This is a genomic window from Pseudomonas sp. GD04091 (genome assembly GCF_029836165.1).
Lineage (GTDB): Bacteria > Pseudomonadota > Gammaproteobacteria > Pseudomonadales > Pseudomonadaceae > Aquipseudomonas.
This window is the reverse complement of sequence record NZ_JAOEBG010000001.1, coordinates 308,958-327,846: the sequence shown is the minus strand read 5'-3', so window position 1 is coordinate 327,846 and position 18,889 is coordinate 308,958. Positions and strand designations below refer to the sequence as shown.

At 64.6% G+C, this 18,889-nt stretch carries 16 protein-coding genes; 10 read left to right on the top strand and 6 right to left on the bottom strand.

Going from position 1 to position 18,889, the window contains the following annotated elements:
• The first annotated feature begins 9 nt into the window (after positions 1 to 9).
• Together N7422_RS01465 and N7422_RS01460 are read left to right on the top strand one after the other, a co-directional pair.
• The gene (locus tag N7422_RS01465; protein ID WP_279804784.1) at positions 10 to 963 is read left to right on the top strand and encodes a threonine dehydratase; all 954 of its coding nucleotides are present in this window, start codon (positions 10 to 12) and stop codon (positions 961 to 963) included.
• Positions 964 to 1,041: 78 nt separating this feature from the next.
• Entirely contained in the window at positions 1,042 to 1,686 is a 645-nt protein-coding gene (locus tag N7422_RS01460; protein WP_279804783.1) for a LysE family translocator, read from the top strand.
• Here the strand turns inward: N7422_RS01460 and N7422_RS01455 are convergent.
• The gene (locus N7422_RS01455) at positions 1,650 to 2,459 is read right to left on the bottom strand and encodes an AraC family transcriptional regulator (protein WP_279804782.1); all 810 of its coding nucleotides are present in this window, start codon (positions 2,457 to 2,459) and stop codon (positions 1,650 to 1,652) included. The genes N7422_RS01460 and N7422_RS01455 overlap by 37 nt on opposite strands.
• 181 nt (positions 2,460 to 2,640) lie before the next feature.
• On the opposite strand from N7422_RS01455, the gene N7422_RS01450 reads away from it, so the two are divergent.
• From N7422_RS01450 to N7422_RS01435, 4 genes are read left to right on the top strand one after another with little or no spacing between them, the layout of a single operon-like run.
• Positions 2,641 to 3,066, top strand: coding sequence for a nuclear transport factor 2 family protein (locus N7422_RS01450; protein WP_279804781.1), 426 nt, complete (start codon positions 2,641 to 2,643; stop codon positions 3,064 to 3,066).
• A gap of 42 nt (positions 3,067 to 3,108) precedes the next feature.
• On the top strand, positions 3,109 to 3,453 hold the full coding sequence (locus tag N7422_RS01445; RefSeq protein ID WP_279804779.1) for a YciI family protein: 345 nt from the start codon (positions 3,109 to 3,111) through the stop codon (positions 3,451 to 3,453).
• A 21-nt stretch (positions 3,454 to 3,474) separates the two neighbouring features.
• The gene (locus N7422_RS01440) at positions 3,475 to 3,960 is read left to right on the top strand and encodes an SRPBCC family protein (RefSeq protein ID WP_279804778.1); all 486 of its coding nucleotides are present in this window, start codon (positions 3,475 to 3,477) and stop codon (positions 3,958 to 3,960) included.
• Complete coding sequence (locus tag N7422_RS01435) at positions 3,960 to 5,201, top strand: RNA polymerase sigma factor (protein ID WP_279804776.1); 1,242 nt, start codon at positions 3,960 to 3,962, stop codon at positions 5,199 to 5,201. The genes N7422_RS01440 and N7422_RS01435 overlap by 1 nt, the downstream gene beginning before the upstream one ends.
• A 70-nt stretch (positions 5,202 to 5,271) precedes the next feature.
• On the opposite strand, the gene N7422_RS01430 is transcribed toward N7422_RS01435, so the two are convergent.
• Together N7422_RS01430 and N7422_RS01425 are read right to left on the bottom strand one after the other, a co-directional pair.
• Entirely contained in the window at positions 5,272 to 5,742 is a 471-nt protein-coding gene (locus N7422_RS01430) for a MaoC family dehydratase (RefSeq protein WP_279804775.1), read from the bottom strand.
• 32 nt (positions 5,743 to 5,774) lie between these two features.
• Positions 5,775 to 6,719 (bottom strand): lysophospholipase, encoded by a 945-nt coding sequence (locus tag N7422_RS01425; RefSeq protein WP_279804774.1) that lies wholly within the window; start codon positions 6,717 to 6,719, stop codon positions 5,775 to 5,777.
• Between the two features lie 202 nt (positions 6,720 to 6,921).
• Between N7422_RS01425 and fadD2 the strand changes: the two genes are divergently transcribed.
• Positions 6,922 to 8,610 (top strand): long-chain-fatty-acid--CoA ligase FadD2, encoded by a 1,689-nt coding sequence (fadD2, locus tag N7422_RS01420; protein WP_279804773.1) that lies wholly within the window; start codon positions 6,922 to 6,924, stop codon positions 8,608 to 8,610.
• 280 nt (positions 8,611 to 8,890) lie between these two features.
• The gene (gene fadD1 / locus N7422_RS01415; RefSeq protein ID WP_279804772.1) at positions 8,891 to 10,588 is read left to right on the top strand and encodes a long-chain-fatty-acid--CoA ligase FadD1; all 1,698 of its coding nucleotides are present in this window, start codon (positions 8,891 to 8,893) and stop codon (positions 10,586 to 10,588) included.
• 69 nt (positions 10,589 to 10,657) lie between these two features.
• On the opposite strand, the gene N7422_RS01410 is transcribed toward fadD1, so the two are convergent.
• The 3 genes from N7422_RS01410 to N7422_RS01400 all read right to left on the bottom strand — a co-directional run bounded on the left by N7422_RS01410 (position 10,658) and on the right by N7422_RS01400 (position 13,611).
• A complete protein-coding gene (locus tag N7422_RS01410) occupies positions 10,658 to 11,965 on the bottom strand; it encodes an FAD-binding oxidoreductase (RefSeq protein ID WP_279804771.1) in 1,308 nt (435 codons plus the stop codon).
• A 26-nt stretch (positions 11,966 to 11,991) separates the two neighbouring features.
• Positions 11,992 to 13,356: a glutamine synthetase family protein gene (locus N7422_RS01405; RefSeq protein WP_279804770.1), complete on the bottom strand. Its 1,365-nt coding sequence runs from the start codon at positions 13,354 to 13,356 to the stop codon at positions 11,992 to 11,994.
• A 90-nt stretch (positions 13,357 to 13,446) separates the two neighbouring features.
• Positions 13,447 to 13,611, bottom strand: coding sequence for a hypothetical protein (locus tag N7422_RS01400; RefSeq protein ID WP_279804769.1), 165 nt, complete (start codon positions 13,609 to 13,611; stop codon positions 13,447 to 13,449).
• A 240-nt stretch (positions 13,612 to 13,851) separates the two neighbouring features.
• Here N7422_RS01400 and N7422_RS01395 point away from each other — a divergent pair, with 240 nt between their 5' ends.
• Both N7422_RS01395 and hrpA read left to right on the top strand, forming a co-directional pair.
• Positions 13,852 to 14,349: a hypothetical protein gene (locus tag N7422_RS01395; RefSeq protein ID WP_279804768.1), complete on the top strand. Its 498-nt coding sequence runs from the start codon at positions 13,852 to 13,854 to the stop codon at positions 14,347 to 14,349.
• Positions 14,350 to 14,768: 419 nt separating this feature from the next.
• Entirely contained in the window at positions 14,769 to 18,674 is a 3,906-nt protein-coding gene (hrpA, locus tag N7422_RS01390) for an ATP-dependent RNA helicase HrpA (RefSeq protein WP_279804766.1), read from the top strand.
• Positions 18,675 to 18,889: the final 215 nt, after the last annotated feature.

Genomic DNA, 18,889 nt, shown 5'->3' with positions numbered 1-18,889 from the left:
ATGATCGCCATGTTCGACCTGCCCGCCCTGCGTGAAGCTGCTGCGTTCGTTCACCAGCATGTGCCACCGACTGCGCAGCATGCCTGGCCACTGCTGGCCGAGCGGCTGGGCTGCCAGCTGTGGGTCAAGCATGAGAACCATGCGCCCACCGGCGCTTTCAAGGTGCGCGGGGGCCTGGTCTATGTGCGTTCGCTGCTGGCCGCTGGTGATACGCCCCGTGGGTTGGTCACCGCCACCCGAGGCAATCACGGCCAGAGCATGGCCCTGGCGGCACGCCAGGCCGGGTTACCGTTGCTGATCGTGGTGCCGGAAGGCAATTCGCGGGAGAAGAATGCGGCCATGCGCGCTCTGGGGGCGGAGCTGGTCGAGCATGGGGCGGATTTCGACGTCGCCCGTGAGGAGGCGGCGCGCCTGGCCGATGCGCGGGGATATGCGATGGTTCCGTCGTTCCACCCGGAGCTGGTGCGTGGCGTGGCCACCTATGCTCTGGAGCTGTTCGAGGCCGTGGCCGCCCTGGATTGCGTGTATGTTCCGATCGGCATGGGCTCGGGCATCTGCGGGTTGATCCAGGCGCGCAACCTGCTGGGGCTGTCCACCGAGATCGTCGGGGTGGTGTCCAGCGCCGCCGATGCCTATGCCCTGAGCTTCGAGCAGGGTCGCATCGTCACCACTGCCAGCGCCGACACCTTTGCCGATGGCATGGCCTGCCGCGTTCCGCACCCGGAGGCTTTCGCCCTGGTGCGCGAGCATGCCGCGCGTATCGTGCGGGTGACCGATGACGAGATCGCCGAGGCCATGCGCCTTTACCACGAAACCACTCACAACACGGCCGAGGGTGCCGGCGCCGCGGCCTTGGCCGCACTGATGCAGGAGCGCGAGCGTCAAGCCGGCAAGCGCGTGGCCGTGGTGCTCAGTGGGGCGAACGTTGATCGCGAGCGGTATGCGCGCGTGCTGGCGGGATGACGGGGCGCAATTTTTTCCAATACCCCCGCGCCCCGGCCAGGATTCAATGGCCGTACTTTTCCAATGCGTGAGCGCTGCATGCCATTTTCCAACGGTTTTCTCCTCAGCCTTTCCCTGTGCCTGGACATCGGCATGGCCAATATCGCGATGATCACCCTGGCCATGCAGCGCGGCTTTCTGCAGGGTTTCTGGCTGGGCCTGGGCACCTGCGTCGGTGACCTGATCTACGCCATCGCCGCCCTGGCCGGGATGGCCGTGCTGCTGCAGTTCGAAGCCGTGCGCTGGACGCTCTGGGTGGGCGGCTCTGCGCTGCTGGTGTGGTTCGCGCTGAAAATGCTGCTGGCGGCCTGGCGCGGCGGGCACCTGGAGTCACGCGGACACGTGGTGGTGGAGTCGGGCTGGCGCGAGTTCCTGCGCGGGATCTTCCTGGCCATGTCCTCGCCCAGCGCGATTCTCTGGTTCGCCGCGGTGGGCGGGGTGCTGATTTCACGCTCGGGGGGCGGCAGCCTCCTGGAGGCCGGGTCGTTCCTGGCAGGGTTCTTCGCCGCGGGGTTGTTCTGGTGCGTGTCGCTGTGCGGTATCGCCAGCCATGGCGGGCGCTTGCTCGGCGACCGGCTGTTGACGTGGTCGTATCTGCTGTCTGCGGCGATCTTCTGCTACTTCGCGGTGTACGTGATCGTTTCCGGCTACCGGGAGTTCATTCTGGTCAGTCCACCGCTGTAGCGCGTCGCGTACTGCTGTGGGGTGAAGCCGTGGACCCGGCGAAAGGCCGTGATGAAATGGCTCTGGTCGTAAAAGCCCAGGTCGTGCGCCACGTCCTGCGGATGCTGGCCACGGCGCAGGCGGCGCCGCGCCTCGATCAGACGCAGTTGCATGTGGTATTGCAACGGCCCTAGGCCCGTCGCCTTCTTGAAGCAGCGCGCAAAGTGGTACTTGCTCAGCCCCGCCAGCGCGGCCAGCTGGTCCAGCCCAAGGCGGCAGTCGAGGTTGGCCCTCATTGCCGCCTGGCTACGGGCGATGGCGGCTGACTGTTCGCCCGGCGTGGCGCAGGGTTGCTCCAGCAACTGGGCGAACAGCGACAGCAGGGCCTGCTCCCGCTCGGCCTCAGCGGACTGCGCCAGGTCCGTCAGCGCGGTGAACAGCGCTGGGTGTTCCAGGATGCCCTGCTGGAAAACCGGAGGCTGGTCGGTCGAACGCAGGTTGTTGTCGCGGATGACCTGGCGCAGGGCGTCGGTGGAGAGATGCAGGCTGACGTATTCCACGCCGTCCGGGCCGAACGTCGAGCCCTGCACCGCCAGCGGGTTGTACAAGGTGACCTGGCGTACCGGCACATCGAGCTCGCGACCATCCAGCCAGATCTGCTCATGGCCACGCAGGTTGGCACCCAGTACGTACTCGTCGTGGGTATGGCGCGCAAAGCTGGCACCACCCCCGGCGCGTACCCAGGAAAGTTCGAGCTCGGTGCAGGCGTGCAGGGCAGAGCAGGTCAGCGGCATCGATCGGTTCCACCTGAAGAGTCCGCGCTACGCTATCGAACCTGCCGGGGGCACTGCAATGTCCCGGATGCTTCGACTATTTTTTCCGTCTGTTGTCGATTTGCCGTTTTCCCGTTCGACCAGTGTTGAAGGCGCCGGATCGCCCGGCTCCCCCGCTGATGAAGCCTCGGAGGAAACACCGATGAACACCGCAGCCGAAACCGAAATCCGTCAACTGATCGAGCGCTGGATACAAGCAGTGCGCGAGCGTGATCTGGACGGCATCGCCGCGCCTTACGCCGACGACATCCTGGCCTTCGATGCGATCCAGGCCCTGCAATTCAAAGGCAAGGCCGCTTATCTCGAGCACTGGAAAATGTGCATGAGCTACTGCCCCGGTCCGATGGTGTTCGAGGTGGCGCAGTTGACCGTGCATGCCGACGGCGACCTGGGCCTGGCCCATTGGCTCAATCGCTGCGGCCCGTCCAGCGATGAAAGCCAGTGCGGTTTCATACGCGTCACTGTCGGCTACCGGCGTAGCAACGGACAATGGCAGGTGATCCACGAACACTGGTCGGCGCCGTTCGACATGCAGACGCAGAAAGCGCTGTTCGATCTCAAGCCCTGATGGCACCGCCATTCATCGCCCACTGCCACGCTGGAGACGATCATGAAATACCTGTGCCTGGTCTATTGTGATGAAGCACTGTTGCACAGCCTGCCCGACAGCCCCGAAGACGCCGAATGCATGGCCTACGCCGAGTCGATCCTGAGCTGCGGGCGCATGCTGGCCGCCGAGGCGCTCAAGCCGGTGCAGACGGCCACCACGGTGCGCATGCGCGGCGGACACATGAGCCTGACCGATGGCCCGTTCGCCGAGACCAAGGAGCAACTGGCCGGTTTCTACCTGATCGATGCCCGCGACCTGAACGAAGCGCTGAACATCGCCAAGGGCATTCCGGCGGCGCGCGTGGGTAGCGTCGAGGTGCGGCCGGTGCGTGACCTGCAACCCTGACCCAGACGGAGAACAACAAGAATGACGCTGGTACAACCTGTGGCGGCGCAGCATGAACTGTCCATCAGCCGCCTGATCGATGCGCCACCGGCCAAGGTGTTCCGTGCCTGGACCGACCCCGAGTGGCTGAAGCAGTGGTGGGGGCCGCACGGCATGACGACCCCTGAGTGCGAGATGCAACTGTGGCCTGGTGGCCTGTTCCGAACCTTGATGCGGGCGCCTGATGGCAGCGAATACCCCCATCAGGGCGTATTCCTCGAGATCCATGCGCCCGAGCGGTTGGTGTTCACCGATGCCTTCCGCCCTGGCTGGGTGCCTGCGGACAAGGCGTTCATGACCGCCGTGGTGACTTTCGAGCAGGAGCAGGGCAAGACCCGCTACACCGCGCGCGCCTGGCATTGGAGCGCCGCTGACTGCCGGGCCCACGAGGAGATGGGCTTCCACCAGGGCTGGGGAGAAAGCCTGGACCGCCTGGTGGAGGTGGTGACCCAGCGGATGCCGGACTGATGGTCGGCGATGCGCGTGTGCGCCAGGAGGTCGAGGCGGTCTATCGCCGCGATTCCCGGCGCATCCTGGCGACCCTGATCCGCCTGCTGGGGGACTTCGACCTGGCCGAGGAGGCCCTGCACGATGCCTTCTTCATCGCCGTCGAGCGCTGGCAGCGCGACGGCATCCCGGACAATCCGCGGGCATGGCTGGTCTCCGCCGGCCGTTTCAAGGCCATCGACGGCCTGCGTCGGCGTGCCCGGTTCGATCGTTCCCAGGCGGACCTGATCATGCTGCTCGAGGGCCAGGCGCAGGATCCAGGCGAGGAAGAACTGCTCGCCGATGACCGGCTGCGGCTGATCTTCACCTGCTGCCACCCGGCGTTGGCCTTCGACGCCCAGGTGCCGCTGACCTTGAGGGAAGTCTGCGACCTGACCACCGAGCAGATCGCCCGCGCCTTCCTCCAGAGCCCCGCGACCATCGCCCAGCGTATCGTGCGTGCCAAGGCCAAGATCCGCGATGCCGGAATCCCTTATCAGGTGCCGGAACTGGGTGAGCTGCCCGGGCGGCTGGAGAGTGTGCTGCGCGTTATCTACCTGGTGTTCAACGAGGGGTATTCGGCCTCCTCGGGCGAGGACGTGACCACCCGAGAGCTGACCGACGAAGCTATCCGCCTGGGCCGCTTGCTGGCGCAGTTGCTGCCGGATGCCGAAGTGCTCGGGTTGCTGGCACTGATGCTGTTGCAGGCTTCGCGCCAGCAGGCGCGCAGCGATGCCCAGGGCGACCTGGTGCTGCTTGACGAGCAGGATCGCAGCCTGTGGGACCGGGCGCAGATCGACGAGGGCTGTCGTTTGGTGCGCCAGGCGCTGCGCAGCCGAGCGTTCGGTCCATACAGCGTGCAGGCGGCGATTGCCGCGCTGCATGCCGAAGCCCCGAGTGCCGATGCCACCGACTGGGACGAGATCGTCGGCCTGTACGATGTGTTGCAGCATCACTGGCCTTCGCCCGTGGTGGAGTTGAACCGGGCGGTGGCGTTGGCCAGGCGTGACGGAGCAGCGGTGGGGTTGCAGGCGGTGGAGGCGATTCTTCGACGGGGAGAGTTGGGCGAGTATCACCTGGCTCATGCGGCGCGGGCTGAACTGCATCGCCAGCTGGGCAACACGGCGCAGGCCCGCGAGGCCTGGCAGCAGGCGCTGACGTTGACGCGGCAGGGGCCGGAGCGGCGGCACATCGAGCGGCGCTTGCGCGAGTTGGGCGCATGATCATGAGCCAAGGCGCTATGGGAGCGGGCCAACCCGCTTCCACAGGCGCGTCTCGCTTGCGACCCGATGATCAGCTGGCGACGAAGTTCGGCGGGCTCACCAGCTCGACGGTCTGCTGCTTGCGTGGCGCGAGGATCTCGGCGACCCCCTCGACCACCAGCTCATCGTTCTGGTTGTAGACGTTGGTGGCGATACGCACCTTGAACTTGGGCAATTTTTCGAGAATTTCCAGGCGCACGGTCAAGTGGTCGCCGATCTTCACCGGCTTCAGGAAGCTCATCTGCTGGCCCAGGTAGATGGTGCCGGGGCCAGGCAGGGTGCAGGCCACCGCGGCGCTGATCAGCGCGCCGCTGAACATGCCGTGGGCGATACGCTCCTTGAACATGCTCTTGGCGGCGAATTCGGCATCCAGGTGTACCGGGTTGTGATCACCGGACATCGCGGCGAACAGCTGGATGTCGCGTTCTTCCACGGACTTCTTGTACTCGGCTTTCTGGCCGACTTCTAGAGCTTCGTAAGGCGTGTTGCTGACCTGGGTCATCGGGGCTTCCTTGTGGGGGACGAGGGCGCCTGTCATTCGCTGCGGGCAGGGCGGCCAAGGGCCAGCGCCTGCTCCAGCCAGGCGATGATGTCGGCGGTCACCTCGTCGCGATGGGTTTCGTTGAGCACTTCGTGGCGTGCACCAGGGTAGATGCGCAACTGTACATGACGGTTGCCGGTCGCGCGCAGGGCATTGGCCAGATCGGTGAGACGCTTGCCGAGGCTCACCGGATCACATTCGCCGCCCGTCACCAGCAGCGGCAGGTTCGGATCGATCTGCGCCAGGTGCTTGGCCTGGCTGATCTGCGTCAGGCCTTGCAGCAGGTCGAGCCACAGCTGGTTGCTGCAGCGAAAACCGCACAACGGGTCGGCGATGTACTTGTCCACTTCCCCGTCATCGCGGCTGAGCCAGTCGAATGCCGTGCGATTGGGCCTGAATGCCTTGTTGAACGAACCGAACGACAGCCATTCGATCAGCGCGCTCTTGCCCAGCGGCCCCTGGCGCCAGGCCTCGAGCCGGGCGATCAGGCGCGCGGCGCGGTACAGCGCCGCCGGCTGGAAGTTCGAACCGCTGAGGATCGCACCCTGCAGGCTGGCGCTGTGGTGCAACAGGAAGGCCTGGGCAATGTAGCTGCCCATGCTGTGGCCGAACAGGAACAGGGGCGTGCCAGGGAACTGCTGGCCGATGTGCTGGGCGAGCAGACCCAGGTCGTTGACCACGGCATTCCAGCCATTCTTCCGGGCGAACAGGCCCAGGCTGCCGAGTTCAGCGGTGCGGCCGTGGCCGCGCAGGTCGGGTGCGAACAGGGCATAACCCGCCTCGTTGAGTGCATGGCCCAGGCGCTGGTAGCGCCCGGCGTGCTCGGCCATGCCATGGGCCAGCAGCACCACGGCCTTGACCGGCGTGGCCGGTAGCCACTGGTGCACGTACAGGCTGCAGTGCTCACTGGCGGGCAGCCAGAAGGCGTCATGGGGCATGGCGGGTCCTTGCGCGCGGAGATTGGTCAACAGTGTATGCGCAAAGCGGCCGATTGCAGGAAGGCCAGAAAAGAGATTCACAATGTTAATGGCGGCACTTGGCGTATTTGCCACCTTCGACATTGCTGCTAACGTCGGCGCAACGCCTTTTTGCCATCAGGCGATCAGGTCAGGGACGGTCCCGGCAGAGGAACAACAATAAATGCAAGCCGATTTCTGGAATGACAAGCGCCCGACGGGCGTGCCTTCCACCATTGACATGAATGCATACAGGTCCGTCGTCGACGTCTTCGAGCGGTCCTGCAAGCGCTTCGCCGATCGCCCGGCCTTCAGCAACCTCGGGGTCACCCTGAACTACGCGGAGCTGGAGCGTCTTTCGGCGGCCTTCGCCGCCTGGTTGCAGCAGCACACCGACCTGCAGCCGGGTGATCGCATCGCGGTGCAGATGCCCAACGTCCTGCAGTACCCCATCGCCGTGTTCGGCGCGATGCGCGCCGGGCTGATCGTGGTCAACACCAACCCGCTGTATACCGAGCGCGAGATGCGCCACCAGTTCAAGGACTCCGGCGCGCGCGCCCTGGTCTACCTGAACATGTTCGGCAAGCGGGTTCAGGAGGTCCTGCCGGATACCGGCATCGAATACCTGATCGAGGCGAAGATGGGCGATCTGTTGCCCACCGCCAAGGGCTGGCTGGTCAATACCGTGGTCGACAAGCTGAAAAAGATGGTCCCGGCGTATCAACTGCCCCAGGCCGTTTCATTCAAGCAGGTCCTGCGCCAGGGCCGCGCGCTTAGCCACAAGCCGGTTGCGCGGGCACTCGAGGATGTCGCGGTGCTGCAGTACACCGGCGGTACCACGGGCCTGGCCAAGGGTGCCATGCTCACCCATGGCAATCTGGTCGCCAACATGCTCCAGGTGCTGGCCTGCTTCGCCCAGCACGGCCCTGATGGCCAGCCGCTGATCAAGGAAGGGCAGGAGGTGATGATCGCGCCGCTGCCGCTGTACCACATCTATGCCTTCACCGCGAACTGCATGTGCATGATGGTCACCGGCAACCACAACGTGCTTATCACCAATCCGCGCGATATCCCGGGCTTCATCAAGGAGCTGGGCAAGTGGCGTTTCTCGGCGCTGCTGGGGCTCAACACGTTGTTCGTCGCGCTGATGGACAATCCGGGTTTCAAGTCCCTCGACTTCTCGGCGCTCAAGGTCACCAATTCCGGTGGCACCGCGCTGGTCAAGGCCACCGCCGAGCGCTGGGAGGCGCTGACCGGTTGCCGCATCGTCGAGGGCTATGGCCTGACCGAGACCTCGCCCGTGGCCAGTACCAACCCGTATGGGCAACTGGCGCGTCTGGGGACTGTCGGTATCCCGGTACCCGACACCGCGTTCAAGGTGGTCGACGACGAAGGCCGCGAGCAACCTCTGGGCGAGCGAGGCGAGCTGTGCATCAAGGGGCCGCAGGTGATGAAGGGCTATTGGCAGCAGCCGGAAGCCACCGCCCAGGCGCTGGACGCGGATGGCTGGTTCAAGACCGGCGACATCGCGATCATCGATGCGGATGGCTACACCCGCATCGTCGACCGCAAGAAGGACATGATCATCGTCTCGGGCTTCAACGTGTATCCCAACGAGATCGAGGACGTGGTGATGAGTCATCCGCAGGTGGCCAGTTGCGCGGCGATCGGCGTGCCCGACGAGCGCTCCGGCGAAGCGGTGAAGCTGTTCGTCGTGCCGCGGGCGGGTGGGGTCAGCGTCGATGAGCTCAAGGCGTTCTGCAAGGCCAACTTCACCGGCTACAAGGTGCCCAAGCACATCGTGCTGCGTGAATCGTTGCCGATGACCCCGGTGGGCAAGATCCTGCGCCGTGAACTGCGTGACATCGCCTGAAACGATGAAGCGGCAGGCTAGAGTGGCTCTGGCCCCTCTAGCCTGCCGCTTTCGGCCTGAATTGCGACATTTTGTATAATTACTCTAAAAATGACCTGTATTCTTCATAGAGTCATTTTTGTGACCTGTCAGCCCATTTCGGCCTCTAGGCGACCCCTGGCAAAGCTGTTACTCTCGGCGCGCTTTCGGAGGATCCGGTTTGCAATGAACCGGCCTCTCATATCAATAATAAGCGCATCGACGCGTACCGAATTCGCTGTTGCTGAAGGAGCGGGCTTCCATGATCGAACATTTTTGGAAGGATAAGTACCCAGCCGGAATTACGGCGGACATCAATCCTGACGAATTCCCCAATATCCAGGCGGTACTCAAGCAATCCTGCCAACGCTTTGCCGACAAACCTGCCTTTAGCAACCTGGGCAAGACCATCACCTACGGCGAGCTCTATACCCTGTCCGGCGCCTTCGCCGCCTGGCTGCAGCAGCATACCGACCTGAAACCCGGTGACCGCATCGCCGTCCAGCTGCCCAATGTCCTGCAATACCCCGTCGCCGTCTTCGGCGCGATGCGTGCCGGGTTGATCGTGGTCAACACCAACCCGCTGTACACCGCGCGCGAGATGGAGCACCAGTTCAACGACTCCGGCGCCAAGGCGCTGGTGTGCCTGGCCAACATGGCGCACCTGGCCGAGAAGGTCGTGCCCAAGACCCAGGTCAAACACGTCATTGTCACCGAAGTAGCCGACCTGTTGCCACCGCTCAAGCGTCTGCTGATCAACAGCGTCATCAAGTATGTGAAGAAAATGGTGCCGGCCTATAGCCTGCCGGGCGCCGTGCGCTTCAATGATGCCCTGGCGCTGGGCAAGGGTGGCGCGGTCACCGAGGCCAACCCGCAGTCCGGCGATGTCGCCGTGCTGCAGTACACCGGTGGCACCACTGGCGTGGCCAAGGGCGCGATGCTCACGCACCGCAACCTCGTCGCCAACATGCTGCAGTGCCGGGCGCTGATGGGCTCGAACCTGCATGAAGGTTGCGAGATCCTCATCACCCCGCTGCCGCTGTACCACATCTATGCCTTCACCTTCCATTGCATGGCCATGATGCTGATCGGCAACCACAACGTGCTGATCAGCAACCCGCGTGACCTGCCGGCCATGGTCAAGGAGCTCGGCAAGTGGAAGTTCAGCGGCTTCGTCGGCCTGAACACCCTGTTCGTCGCCCTGTGCAACAACGAGGCGTTCCGCAGCCTGGACTTCTCGGCGCTGAAGATCACCCTGTCCGGCGGCATGGCCCTGCAACTGAGCGTGGCCGAGCGCTGGAAGACCGTGACCGGCTGCGCCATCTGCGAAGGCTACGGCATGACCGAGACCAGCCCGGTGGCGGCGGTCAACCCGTCCGAGGCCAACCAGGTCGGTACCATCGGCATTCCGGTGCCTTCGACCCTGTGCAAGATCATCGACGACAGTGGCCAGGAGCTGCCGCTGGGTGAGGTGGGTGAGCTGTGCGTGAAGGGGCCACAGGTGATGAAGGGCTACTGGCAGCGTGAAGAGGCCACCGCGGAAATCCTCGACAGCAATGGCTGGTTGAAGACCGGTGACATCGCCCTTATCCAGCCGGACGGCTACATGCGCATCGTCGACCGCAAGAAGGACATGATCCTGGTGTCGGGCTTCAACGTGTACCCCAACGAGCTCGAAGACGTGCTCGCCGCGCTGCCGGGTGTGCTGCAGTGCGCGGCCATCGGTATCCCGGACGAGAAGTCCGGCGAGGTGATCAAGGTGTTCATCGTGGTCAAGCCGGGCATGACGCTGACCAAGGAGCAGGTGATGGAGCACATGCGTGCCAACGTCACTGGCTACAAGGTGCCCAAGGCCATCGAGTTCCGCGACGCGCTGCCGACCACCAACGTCGGCAAGATCCTGCGCCGCGAACTGCGTGACGAAGAACTGAAGAAGCAAGGGCTGAAGAAGATCGCCTGATCTGCAGTCTGCTGTGGGACTGAAACGTGGGGGCGGGGCAAGCCCGCTCCCACGTTGGCGATATGAGATTCAGCGCAACTTTTCAAGCATCTGGTAGTACCACATCCCCGCCGCCAGCAGCGGATTCCCCAGCAAGTCCCCCATCGGCACCTTGATGTGCCTGCATGCCGCGAAGGTATCGAACTTCTCCAGTGTCCCGGTCAGTGCTTGGGCCATGATCTCGCCCATGATGTGGCTGGTGGCGATGCCGTGCCCGGAGTACCCCTGGCAGTACCAGACGTTGTCCGACAGCTTGCCCAGCTGGGGGATGCGGTTGACCACGATGCCCATGGCGCAGCTCCACTGGAACTCGATCGGCACGCCCTTGAGCGCCGGGAAGGTGCGCTCGATGCACGGGCGCAGCTCGCCTTCGATATCGCGCGAATCACGCCCGGAATAGTTGGCGCCGCCGCCGAACAGCAGGCGTTTGTCGGCGGTCAGGCGGTAGTAGTCGAGCACGAAGCGGCAGTCGTACACCGCCAGGTCCTGCGGGTTGATCCGCTCGGCCAGCTCGCCCAGCGGCGCGGTGGTGACGATGCCGCCCATGGCCGGAAAGATCTTGCCCTTGAGCTGGCGCTTTTCCAGCTTGTGGTAGACGTCGCCGGCGAGCATCACCTGGCGAGCCTCGATCCGTCCTTGGGCGGTGATCACCGCCGGGCGCGGCCCATGGACGATCTCCAGCACTTGCGAGTGCTCGAATATCAGTGCACCCAGCCCATGGGCGGCACGGGCTTCGCCCAGGCACAGGTTGAGCGGGTGCAGGTGCAGGTTGCGCAGGTTCTTCAAGGCGCCCAGGTAGAGCGGGCTTTGCAGGTGGCGGGACACTTCGGCGCGGTCGAGCAGCTGCACCTGGTCGCCCATGCCGCGGCGTTGAGCCTCGGCCTCGAAGGCGCGCAGCTCGTTCATGTGCGAGGGTTTCATCGCGGCATGCAGGTGGCCGTGCTTGAGGTCGCACTGGATGCCGTAGCGTGCGACCCGCTGCTCGATGATCTGGTGGCCGCGCCAGCGCAGGTGCCAGATGAAATCATCCACCTCGGTGCCCAGGCGTTCGCGCATCTGGCTGCGCATGGCTTCGTCGCCCGACAGGCTACCGGTGACCTGCCCGCCATTGCGCCCGCTGGCGCCCCAGCCGATGCGGTTGGTCTCGACGATGGCCACCTTCAGGCCGCGCTCGGCCAGTTCCACCGCGGTGGCCACGCCGGTGAAGCCGCCGCCGATGATCGCCACGTCCACTTGCACCGTGCCCTTGAGCGTGGGGTATTCGGTGTGGTCGTTGAGGGTGGCGCTGTAATAGGACGGCGCGCGCTGGGCCGATCCATTGCTGGTTGCTGCGTTCATGAATGTTCCTTGTGGTAATGCGTGTCTCAGGCCTGGTGCAGGTACCAGCGCCAGTCCTGTTCGCCGACTTCGGCCATGAACTGGCGGTACTCTGCGCGCTTGACCTTCAGGTAGACGCCGAGGAAAGCCTCGCCCAGTGCTTCGCGGGCCCAGTTCGAGCGTTCCAGGGCATCGAGGGCGGTCAGCCAGTCGGTGGGCAGGTGTTCGCTGGCCTGGGCGTAGCCGTTGCCTTCCACCGGCGCGCCGGGATCCAGCAGCTGGCGGATCCCGGCATGGCTGGCGGCGAGGATTGCCGCGGCGGCCAGGTAGGGATTGGCGTCGGCACCACAGATGCGGTGTTCCACATGACGGCTGTTGGCCGGACCGCCGGGCACCCGCAGGCTGACGGTACGGTTGTCGACGCCCCAGGTCGGCGCCAGCGGTGCGTAGCTGTTGGCCTGGAAGCGGCGGAACGAGTTGGCGTTGGGGCAGAACAGCAGCAGCGACTCGTGCAGATGGCGGAGCATGCCAGCCACCGCCTGACGCAGCAGCGGGGTGCCGGCCTTGTCTTCGCTGGCGAACAGGTTGTTGCCCTCGGCGTCCGCCAGGCTCAGGTGCATGTGCATGCCGGTGCCGGCCAGTTGGGCGAAGGGTTTGGCCATGAAGCAGGCCTGCATGCCGTGGGCGTTTGCGATGCCTTTCACCAGGCGCTTGTAGCGCACGGCCTGGTCCATCGCTTCGAGTGCGTCGCCGTGCTCCAGGGTGATTTCCACCTGGCCCGGCGCGTACTCCGAGATGGCCGTGCGGGCCGGAATACCTTGGGCCTTGCAGGCGGCGTAGAGGTCGGCGAGGAACGGCTCGATCTGTTCCAGCTCACGTAGCCCATAGACCTGGGTGCCACGCGGACGCCCACCGTCGCTGTCCAGTGCCGGCTGCGGGCGGCCCTGGGCATCGCGTTGCTGGTCGAGCAGATAGAACTCCAGCTCGCAGGCCATCACCGGGTGGTAACCATCAGCCTTGAGGGCGTCGATCACGCGCAGCAGTACATGGCGCGGATCGGCCACGCTGGCCGGCAGCCCTTCGCTGGGGTGCATGCTGACCTGCACGGCGGCGGTCGGCACGCGGCGCCAGGGCAGGCGTACCAGGCTGTTGTCCAGCGGGTAGGCGCGGCAGTCGATGTCGCCGACATCCCAGACCAGGCCGGAGTTCTCGACATCATCGCCGTTGACGGTCAGGCCGAGGATGGTGCTGGGCAGCGGTCGGCCGCTCTCGTACACCGCCAGCAACTCGTCACGGTGCAGCAGCTTGCCGCGTGGCACGCCGTTGGCGTCGAGGATGAACAGTTCGATCAGGTCGATATCGGGGTTGTCGGCCAGGAAACGCCTGGCGTGTTCTGCAGGAGCAAAATGCATGATGGGTTCGCTCGCGCCCACGGGCGCACGAGACCGTCGTGATAGCCACGATCGGTCGGACTGAAAGACCGGCAGCGAGGCCGGCACGGGTCAGTGCGTGGCGAGCGGAGTATCCGGTGGGCGCGCGTGGCGGCAGTGCCACAGGGCCCAGAAGGCGAGGATGATGTGCACCAGCGGATTCTCGCCGGCACGGGCCCGGGCCTTCGGCAGCGAAGGGCGGGATAGCGGGCGGGCGGGCAGCGGGACGGGAAGCATGCCTTGGATCCTCACATGGGCCGTAAGGTTGATTAAAGCAGTGAATGGCAACCTTCATTCCAGGTTTGGCTAAACATTTGAGGCGAGCTTCTCCAGGTGGAGGTTGTGCGCTCCTGCGATGGCGACAGCTGCTATGGAAAAAGAACCCTCCCACAGTAGAACCGCTAGCACCCTGATAGGCGGTTAGCTCGCTCGAGATCATTGTCCGTGCTCCATGAAAAGCGGGCAGCAGGATCGGGCATGCGGATCGAGAGGGTGTATCAGGTCATTGCACATCACGGGATCGTTTTCGACGTCGGCGAACTCACCATTCAGCCCGGAACTTGCTGTCAGTTGAGGCAGCTAGGCTTGCCGTTCGTGCATCGAGGGCACGATCAGGTGGTGGAGAAAGTGGTGGAGCTTTATGAGCGGATGCAGGTAGGCGAACGGCCTTGTCAGGTGCGGGTGGCCGCTTCTCGGCCGCTGACGCGAGAACAAGGGGACCTTCTCAATCAGCAGAGGCACGTAATTTCCGGGCTTGTCGGGAGCGCAGTCGGCAATCCGACGGGGTCAGCTGTAGCGTTCTTGGGCGGCAACCCGGCGGGTTTTGTGGCTGGCTTCGCGGCCACTGGAGCGGCGGCATGGTTGGCACAGAAAAGTATCCCTACGTTCCATGCGGGGGATAGGTTGGTGTCACTGTTTGCCAAGGTCAGTGGCGGCATCGGCCCTCAATCCAGCAGCATGCTGTTGATTGTCTAAGGGGGGAATGGTCATGTCGTGGATTTTCCTCATGCTCATTGTTCTTGTTGTCGGGCTATTCGTTGATTGGGCATGCCGGTCAACACGAGTCAGGGTTTTCCTATATGTGATTTTCATGAGTGCTGCCATGACGAGTTGTACGCAACTTGTCGATCGGGAATTCTTGCTGCTCGATGGTCTTGAGTGGATGACCGTTTTTTTAGCGATTGGCACGCCGCTACTCTTTAAACGCTCATCTTGTTTCGAGCGTGATAGGGATTGATGACTCCTGGCTCATCGAGGGGAAGGGCGTGGGAGCGGGCTTGACCCGCGACAGGGGCGTAACAGGCAGCATCCAGCTGGCAAATCTGCGACAATCGCGCCACTTACGCCTGCCGATCATGAAAAAGCAGCACTTGCCTGCATCATTAAAAAGCCCCATGACAGACCACGCCATCGATCAACTGCTGAAAAACCTCGACCACGCCATGATCACCGACCGCCATCGGCTGCGTCGGCAATTGCACGAGCTGCGCAAGCGCCCTGACGAAGCGAAGCTGGCGCAGTGGGTGGAAAAGGTCCAGGCGTCCTGTGCCCAGGTCACTGCGCGCCAGCAGAGCGTGCCGACCATCCGCTACGACGACAGCCTGCCGATCGCCGCCAAGCGCGACGAGATCAAGAAGGCCCTGGCCGAGCATCAGGTGCTGGTGATCGCCGGCGAGACCGGTTCGGGCAAGACTACCCAGTTGCCGAAGATCTGCCTGGAACTGGGCCGTGGCAGCCATGGCCTGATCGCCCACACCCAGCCTCGGCGGATCGCCGCGCGCAGCGTGGCGGCGCGGGTCGCGGAGGAGCTGGGCACGCCGTTGGGCGCGCTGGTCGGCTACCAGGTGCGCTTCGAGGACCAGAGCGATTCGAACACCCTGGTCAAGCTGATGACCGACGGCATCCTGCTGGCCGAAACCCAGCACGACCGCTTCCTCGAGCGCTACGACACGATCATCGTCGACGAAGCCCACGAGCGCAGCCTGAACATCGACTTCCTGCTTGGCTATCTCAAAACTCTGCTGCACCGCCGCCCGGACCTGAAGCTGATCATCACCTCGGCGACCATCGACCTGGAGCGCTTCTCCAAGCACTTCGATGGCGCGCCGATCATCGAGGTGTCCGGCCGCACCTATCCGGTGGAGACCTGGTATCGCCCATTGACCAGCGAGCAGGACGAGGAGGGCAACCAGGTCGAGGAAGACCTTTCCGTCGACCAGGCGATCCTCGCCAGCCTCGACGAGATCGCCCAGCACGAGCGCAGCCAGGGCAAGGGCCCGGGCGATGTGCTGGTGTTCCTGCCCGGCGAGCGCGAGATCCGCGACGCCGCCGAGATCCTGCGCAAGGCCCAGTTGCGTCACACCGAGATCCTGCCGTTGTATGCGCGGCTGTCACCGGCCGAGCAGCAGAAGATCTTCCAGTCCCACAGCGGACGGCGCGTGGTGCTGGCCACCAACGTCGCGGAAACCTCGCTGACGGTGCCGGGCATCCGCTACGTGATCGACAGCGGTACCGCGCGCATCAGCCGCTACAGCTACCGCGCCAAGGTCCAGCGCCTGCCCATCGAGGCGGTGTCCCAGGCCAGCGCCAACCAGCGTAAAGGCCGTTGTGGCCGGGTCGAGCCGGGCATCTGCATCCGCCTGTACAGCGAAGAGGACTTCAACGGCCGGCCGGCGTTCACCGATCCGGAGATCCTGCGCACCAACCTGGCGGCGGTGATCCTGCAGATGCTGCACCTGCGTCTGGGTGCCATCGATGCCTTCCCGTTCATCGAACCGCCGGATGGCAAGGCCATCAGCGACGGCTTCAACCTGTTGCAGGAGCTGTCGGCGGTCAACCGCGAGAACCAGCTCACGCCCCTGGGGCGCCAGCTGGCGCGCTTGCCGATCGACCCGCGGCTGGGCCGCATGCTGCTCGAAGGCGCCCGCCAGGGCAGCCTGCAGGAAGTCCTGATCGTCGCCAGCGCGCTGTCGGTGCAGGACGCTCGCGAGCGTCCGCCGGAGCGTCAGCAGGCTGCCGATCAGGCCCATGCCCAATGGAAGGACGTCGATTCCGACTTCGCCGCGCTGGTCAACCTGTGGCGCGGCTTCGAGGAGCAGCGCCAGGCGCTGACCGCCAACCCGCTGCGCAACTGGTGCCGGAAGAACTTCCTGAACTACCTGCGTCTTCGCGAATGGCGCGACGCGCATCGCCAACTGGCGCTGATCTGCCGCGATCTGCAGTTGGCGGTGAACAAGGACGCCTGCGACTACCAGCGCATGCACAAGGCGATTCTCAGTGGCCTGCTCAGCCAGATCGGCCACAAGACCGAAGAGGGCGACTACCAGGGCGCGCGTCAGCGTCGTTTCTGGGTTCACCCCTCGTCCGGAATCGGTCGCAAGCGCCCGCAGTGGGTGATGGCCGCCGAGCTGGTGGAGACCACCAAGCTGTATGCGCGCATGGTGGCCAAGATCGAGCCGGACTGGATCGAGCCGCTGGCCACGCACCTGATCAAGAAGAACCATTTCGAGCCGCACTGGGAGAAAAAGCGTGGCCAGGTGGTGGCGTACGAGCAGATCACCCTGTACGGGCTGATCCTGGTCGGTCGACGCCCGGTGCATTTCGGCCCGATCGACCCGGTCACGTCCCGCGAGCTGTTCATCCGCGAAGGCCTGGTCGGTGGCGAGATCCAGTCGCGGGCCAAATGCCTGGCGGCCAACAAGCGTCTGCTGGAGCAACTGGACGAGCTGGAGGCCAAGGCCCGCCGGCGGGATATTCTCGCCGACGAGGAAACCCTGTACGCCTTCTACGAGGCGCGCCTGCCCGAAGAGATCCACCAGACCGCGACCTTCGACAGCTGGTACCGGATGAACAGCCAGAAGGATCCGAACCTGCTGATCATGCGCGAAGAGGACGTGCTGGCCCGCGAAGCCAGCGAAGTCACCGCCGCGCAGTACCCGGACCATCTGCAGGTGGGCGAGTTGCGCCTGTCGCTGAGCTATCACTTCGAGCCGAATCACCCGCGCGATGGCGTGACCGTGCGGGTGCCGGCACCGTTGCTGCCCAACCTGCCGGGCGAGCGCCTGGAATGGCTGGTGCCCGGCTTGCTGGAGGCCAAGTGCATCGCCCTGGTGCGCAACCTGCCCAAGGCCCTGCGCAAGAATTTCGTGCCGGTGCCGGACTTCGTCAAGGCGGCCCTGTCGCGCATGGCGTTCGGTCAGGGCGCGCTGCCTCAGGCCCTGGGTCAGGAACTGCTGCGCATGACCGGGGCGCGGGTGGCCGACGAGGCCTGGGCGGAAGCCGCCGGGTTGGTCGAGGGGCATCTGCGCATGAACATCGAAGTGGTCGATGCCCAGGGCAAGTTCCTTGGCGAGGGTCGCGACCTGGTCGAGCTGACTGCCCGCTTCGCCGCCGCCAGCCAGGCGGCGCTGGCCCTGCCGCGCAACGAGAAGGCCGAGCAGCCGGTGCAGGCCAAGGCCTTTGCGCAAGTCGCGCAGACCGTCCAGCAGAAGATCGCCGGGCTGTCGATGACGGTCTATCCGGCGTTGGTGGAGGACAATGGCGCCGTGCGCGAAGGGCGTTTCTCGACCCAGGCCGAAGCCGAGTTCCAGCACCGTCGCGCGCTGCAGCGCCTGTTGTTGCAGCAACTGGCCGAGCCGGCCAAGTTCCTGCGCGGCAAGCTCCCGGGGCTGACCGAACTGGGGCTTTTGTACCGCGAGCTGGGGCGGGTCGAGGCGCTGGTCGAAGACATCCTGCTCGCCAGCCTCGATAGCTGCGTGCTGGAAGGCGAAGACCCACTGCCGCGCGATGGCGCCGGCCTGGCCTCGTTGGCCGAGCGCAAGCGTGGCAACTGGAGCGAACATGCCGAGCGTCTGGCGCGCCAGACGCTCGAGGTGCTGAAACTGTGGCATGGCCTGCAGAAGCGCTTCAAGGGCAAGATCGACCTGAGCCAGGCCGTGGCGCTCAATGACATCAAGCAGCAGTTGGCCAACCTGGTCTATCCGGGCTTCGTGCGGGAGACGCCGGGTGCCTGGTTCAAGGAGCTGCCGCGCTATCTCAAGGCGGTGGAACTGCGCCTGGAGAAGCTGGGTTCGCAGGTGCAGAAGGATCGGGTCTGGAGTGGCGAACTGGCCAATTGCTGGGCGCAGTACCAGGCCCGCGCCGACAAGCATGCCCAGGAAGGCAAGCGCGATGAGCAGTTGCTGCTGTACCGCTGGCTGCTGGAGGAATACCGGGTGTCGTTGTTCGCCCAGCAACTGGGGACGAAGGTGCCGGTTTCCGACAAACGACTGAGCAAGCAGTGGAGTCTGGTGGAAGCCTAAAACCTCCAAGTTGTGGCAAACTTGGTGGAATTTGGGCCGCTTCGCGGCCCATCGTTGGCAAGCCCGCTCCCACAGGTTCCGGTAATGGCCCCTGTAGGCGTTGGCTTGTCAGCGTACGAGGGCAACGCCCTCGCCGATACGGATTATTACGATTGCAAACTGGTACCAAGGTGCCAGTATCGAACCCCAATTTTTGGCCTGCGCCCGTCCGGCGC

Coding starts and splice junctions, on each gene's coding strand:
- N7422_RS01465 (WP_279804784.1), top strand. CDS start 10: ATGTTCGACCTGCCCGCCCTGCGTGAAGCTGCTGCGTTCGTTCACCAG.
- N7422_RS01405 (WP_279804770.1), bottom strand. CDS start 13,356: ATGCATTTTGCTCCTGCAGAACACGCCAGGCGTTTCCTGGCCGACAAC.
- N7422_RS01410 (WP_279804771.1), bottom strand. CDS start 11,965: ATGAACGCAGCAACCAGCAATGGATCGGCCCAGCGCGCGCCGTCCTAT.
- hrpA (WP_279804766.1), top strand. CDS start 14,769: ATGACAGACCACGCCATCGATCAACTGCTGAAAAACCTCGACCACGCC.
- N7422_RS01435 (WP_279804776.1), top strand. CDS start 3,960: ATGGTCGGCGATGCGCGTGTGCGCCAGGAGGTCGAGGCGGTCTATCGC.
- N7422_RS01445 (WP_279804779.1), top strand. CDS start 3,109: ATGAAATACCTGTGCCTGGTCTATTGTGATGAAGCACTGTTGCACAGC.
- N7422_RS01430 (WP_279804775.1), bottom strand. CDS start 5,742: ATGACCCAGGTCAGCAACACGCCTTACGAAGCTCTAGAAGTCGGCCAG.
- fadD2 (WP_279804773.1), top strand. CDS start 6,922: ATGCAAGCCGATTTCTGGAATGACAAGCGCCCGACGGGCGTGCCTTCC.
- N7422_RS01400 (WP_279804769.1), bottom strand. CDS start 13,611: ATGCTTCCCGTCCCGCTGCCCGCCCGCCCGCTATCCCGCCCTTCGCTG.
- fadD1 (WP_279804772.1), top strand. CDS start 8,891: ATGATCGAACATTTTTGGAAGGATAAGTACCCAGCCGGAATTACGGCG.
- N7422_RS01460 (WP_279804783.1), top strand. CDS start 1,042: ATGCCATTTTCCAACGGTTTTCTCCTCAGCCTTTCCCTGTGCCTGGAC.
- N7422_RS01450 (WP_279804781.1), top strand. CDS start 2,641: ATGAACACCGCAGCCGAAACCGAAATCCGTCAACTGATCGAGCGCTGG.
- N7422_RS01440 (WP_279804778.1), top strand. CDS start 3,475: ATGACGCTGGTACAACCTGTGGCGGCGCAGCATGAACTGTCCATCAGC.
- N7422_RS01395 (WP_279804768.1), top strand. CDS start 13,852: ATGCGGATCGAGAGGGTGTATCAGGTCATTGCACATCACGGGATCGTT.
- N7422_RS01455 (WP_279804782.1), bottom strand. CDS start 2,459: ATGCCGCTGACCTGCTCTGCCCTGCACGCCTGCACCGAGCTCGAACTT.
- N7422_RS01425 (WP_279804774.1), bottom strand. CDS start 6,719: ATGCCCCATGACGCCTTCTGGCTGCCCGCCAGTGAGCACTGCAGCCTG.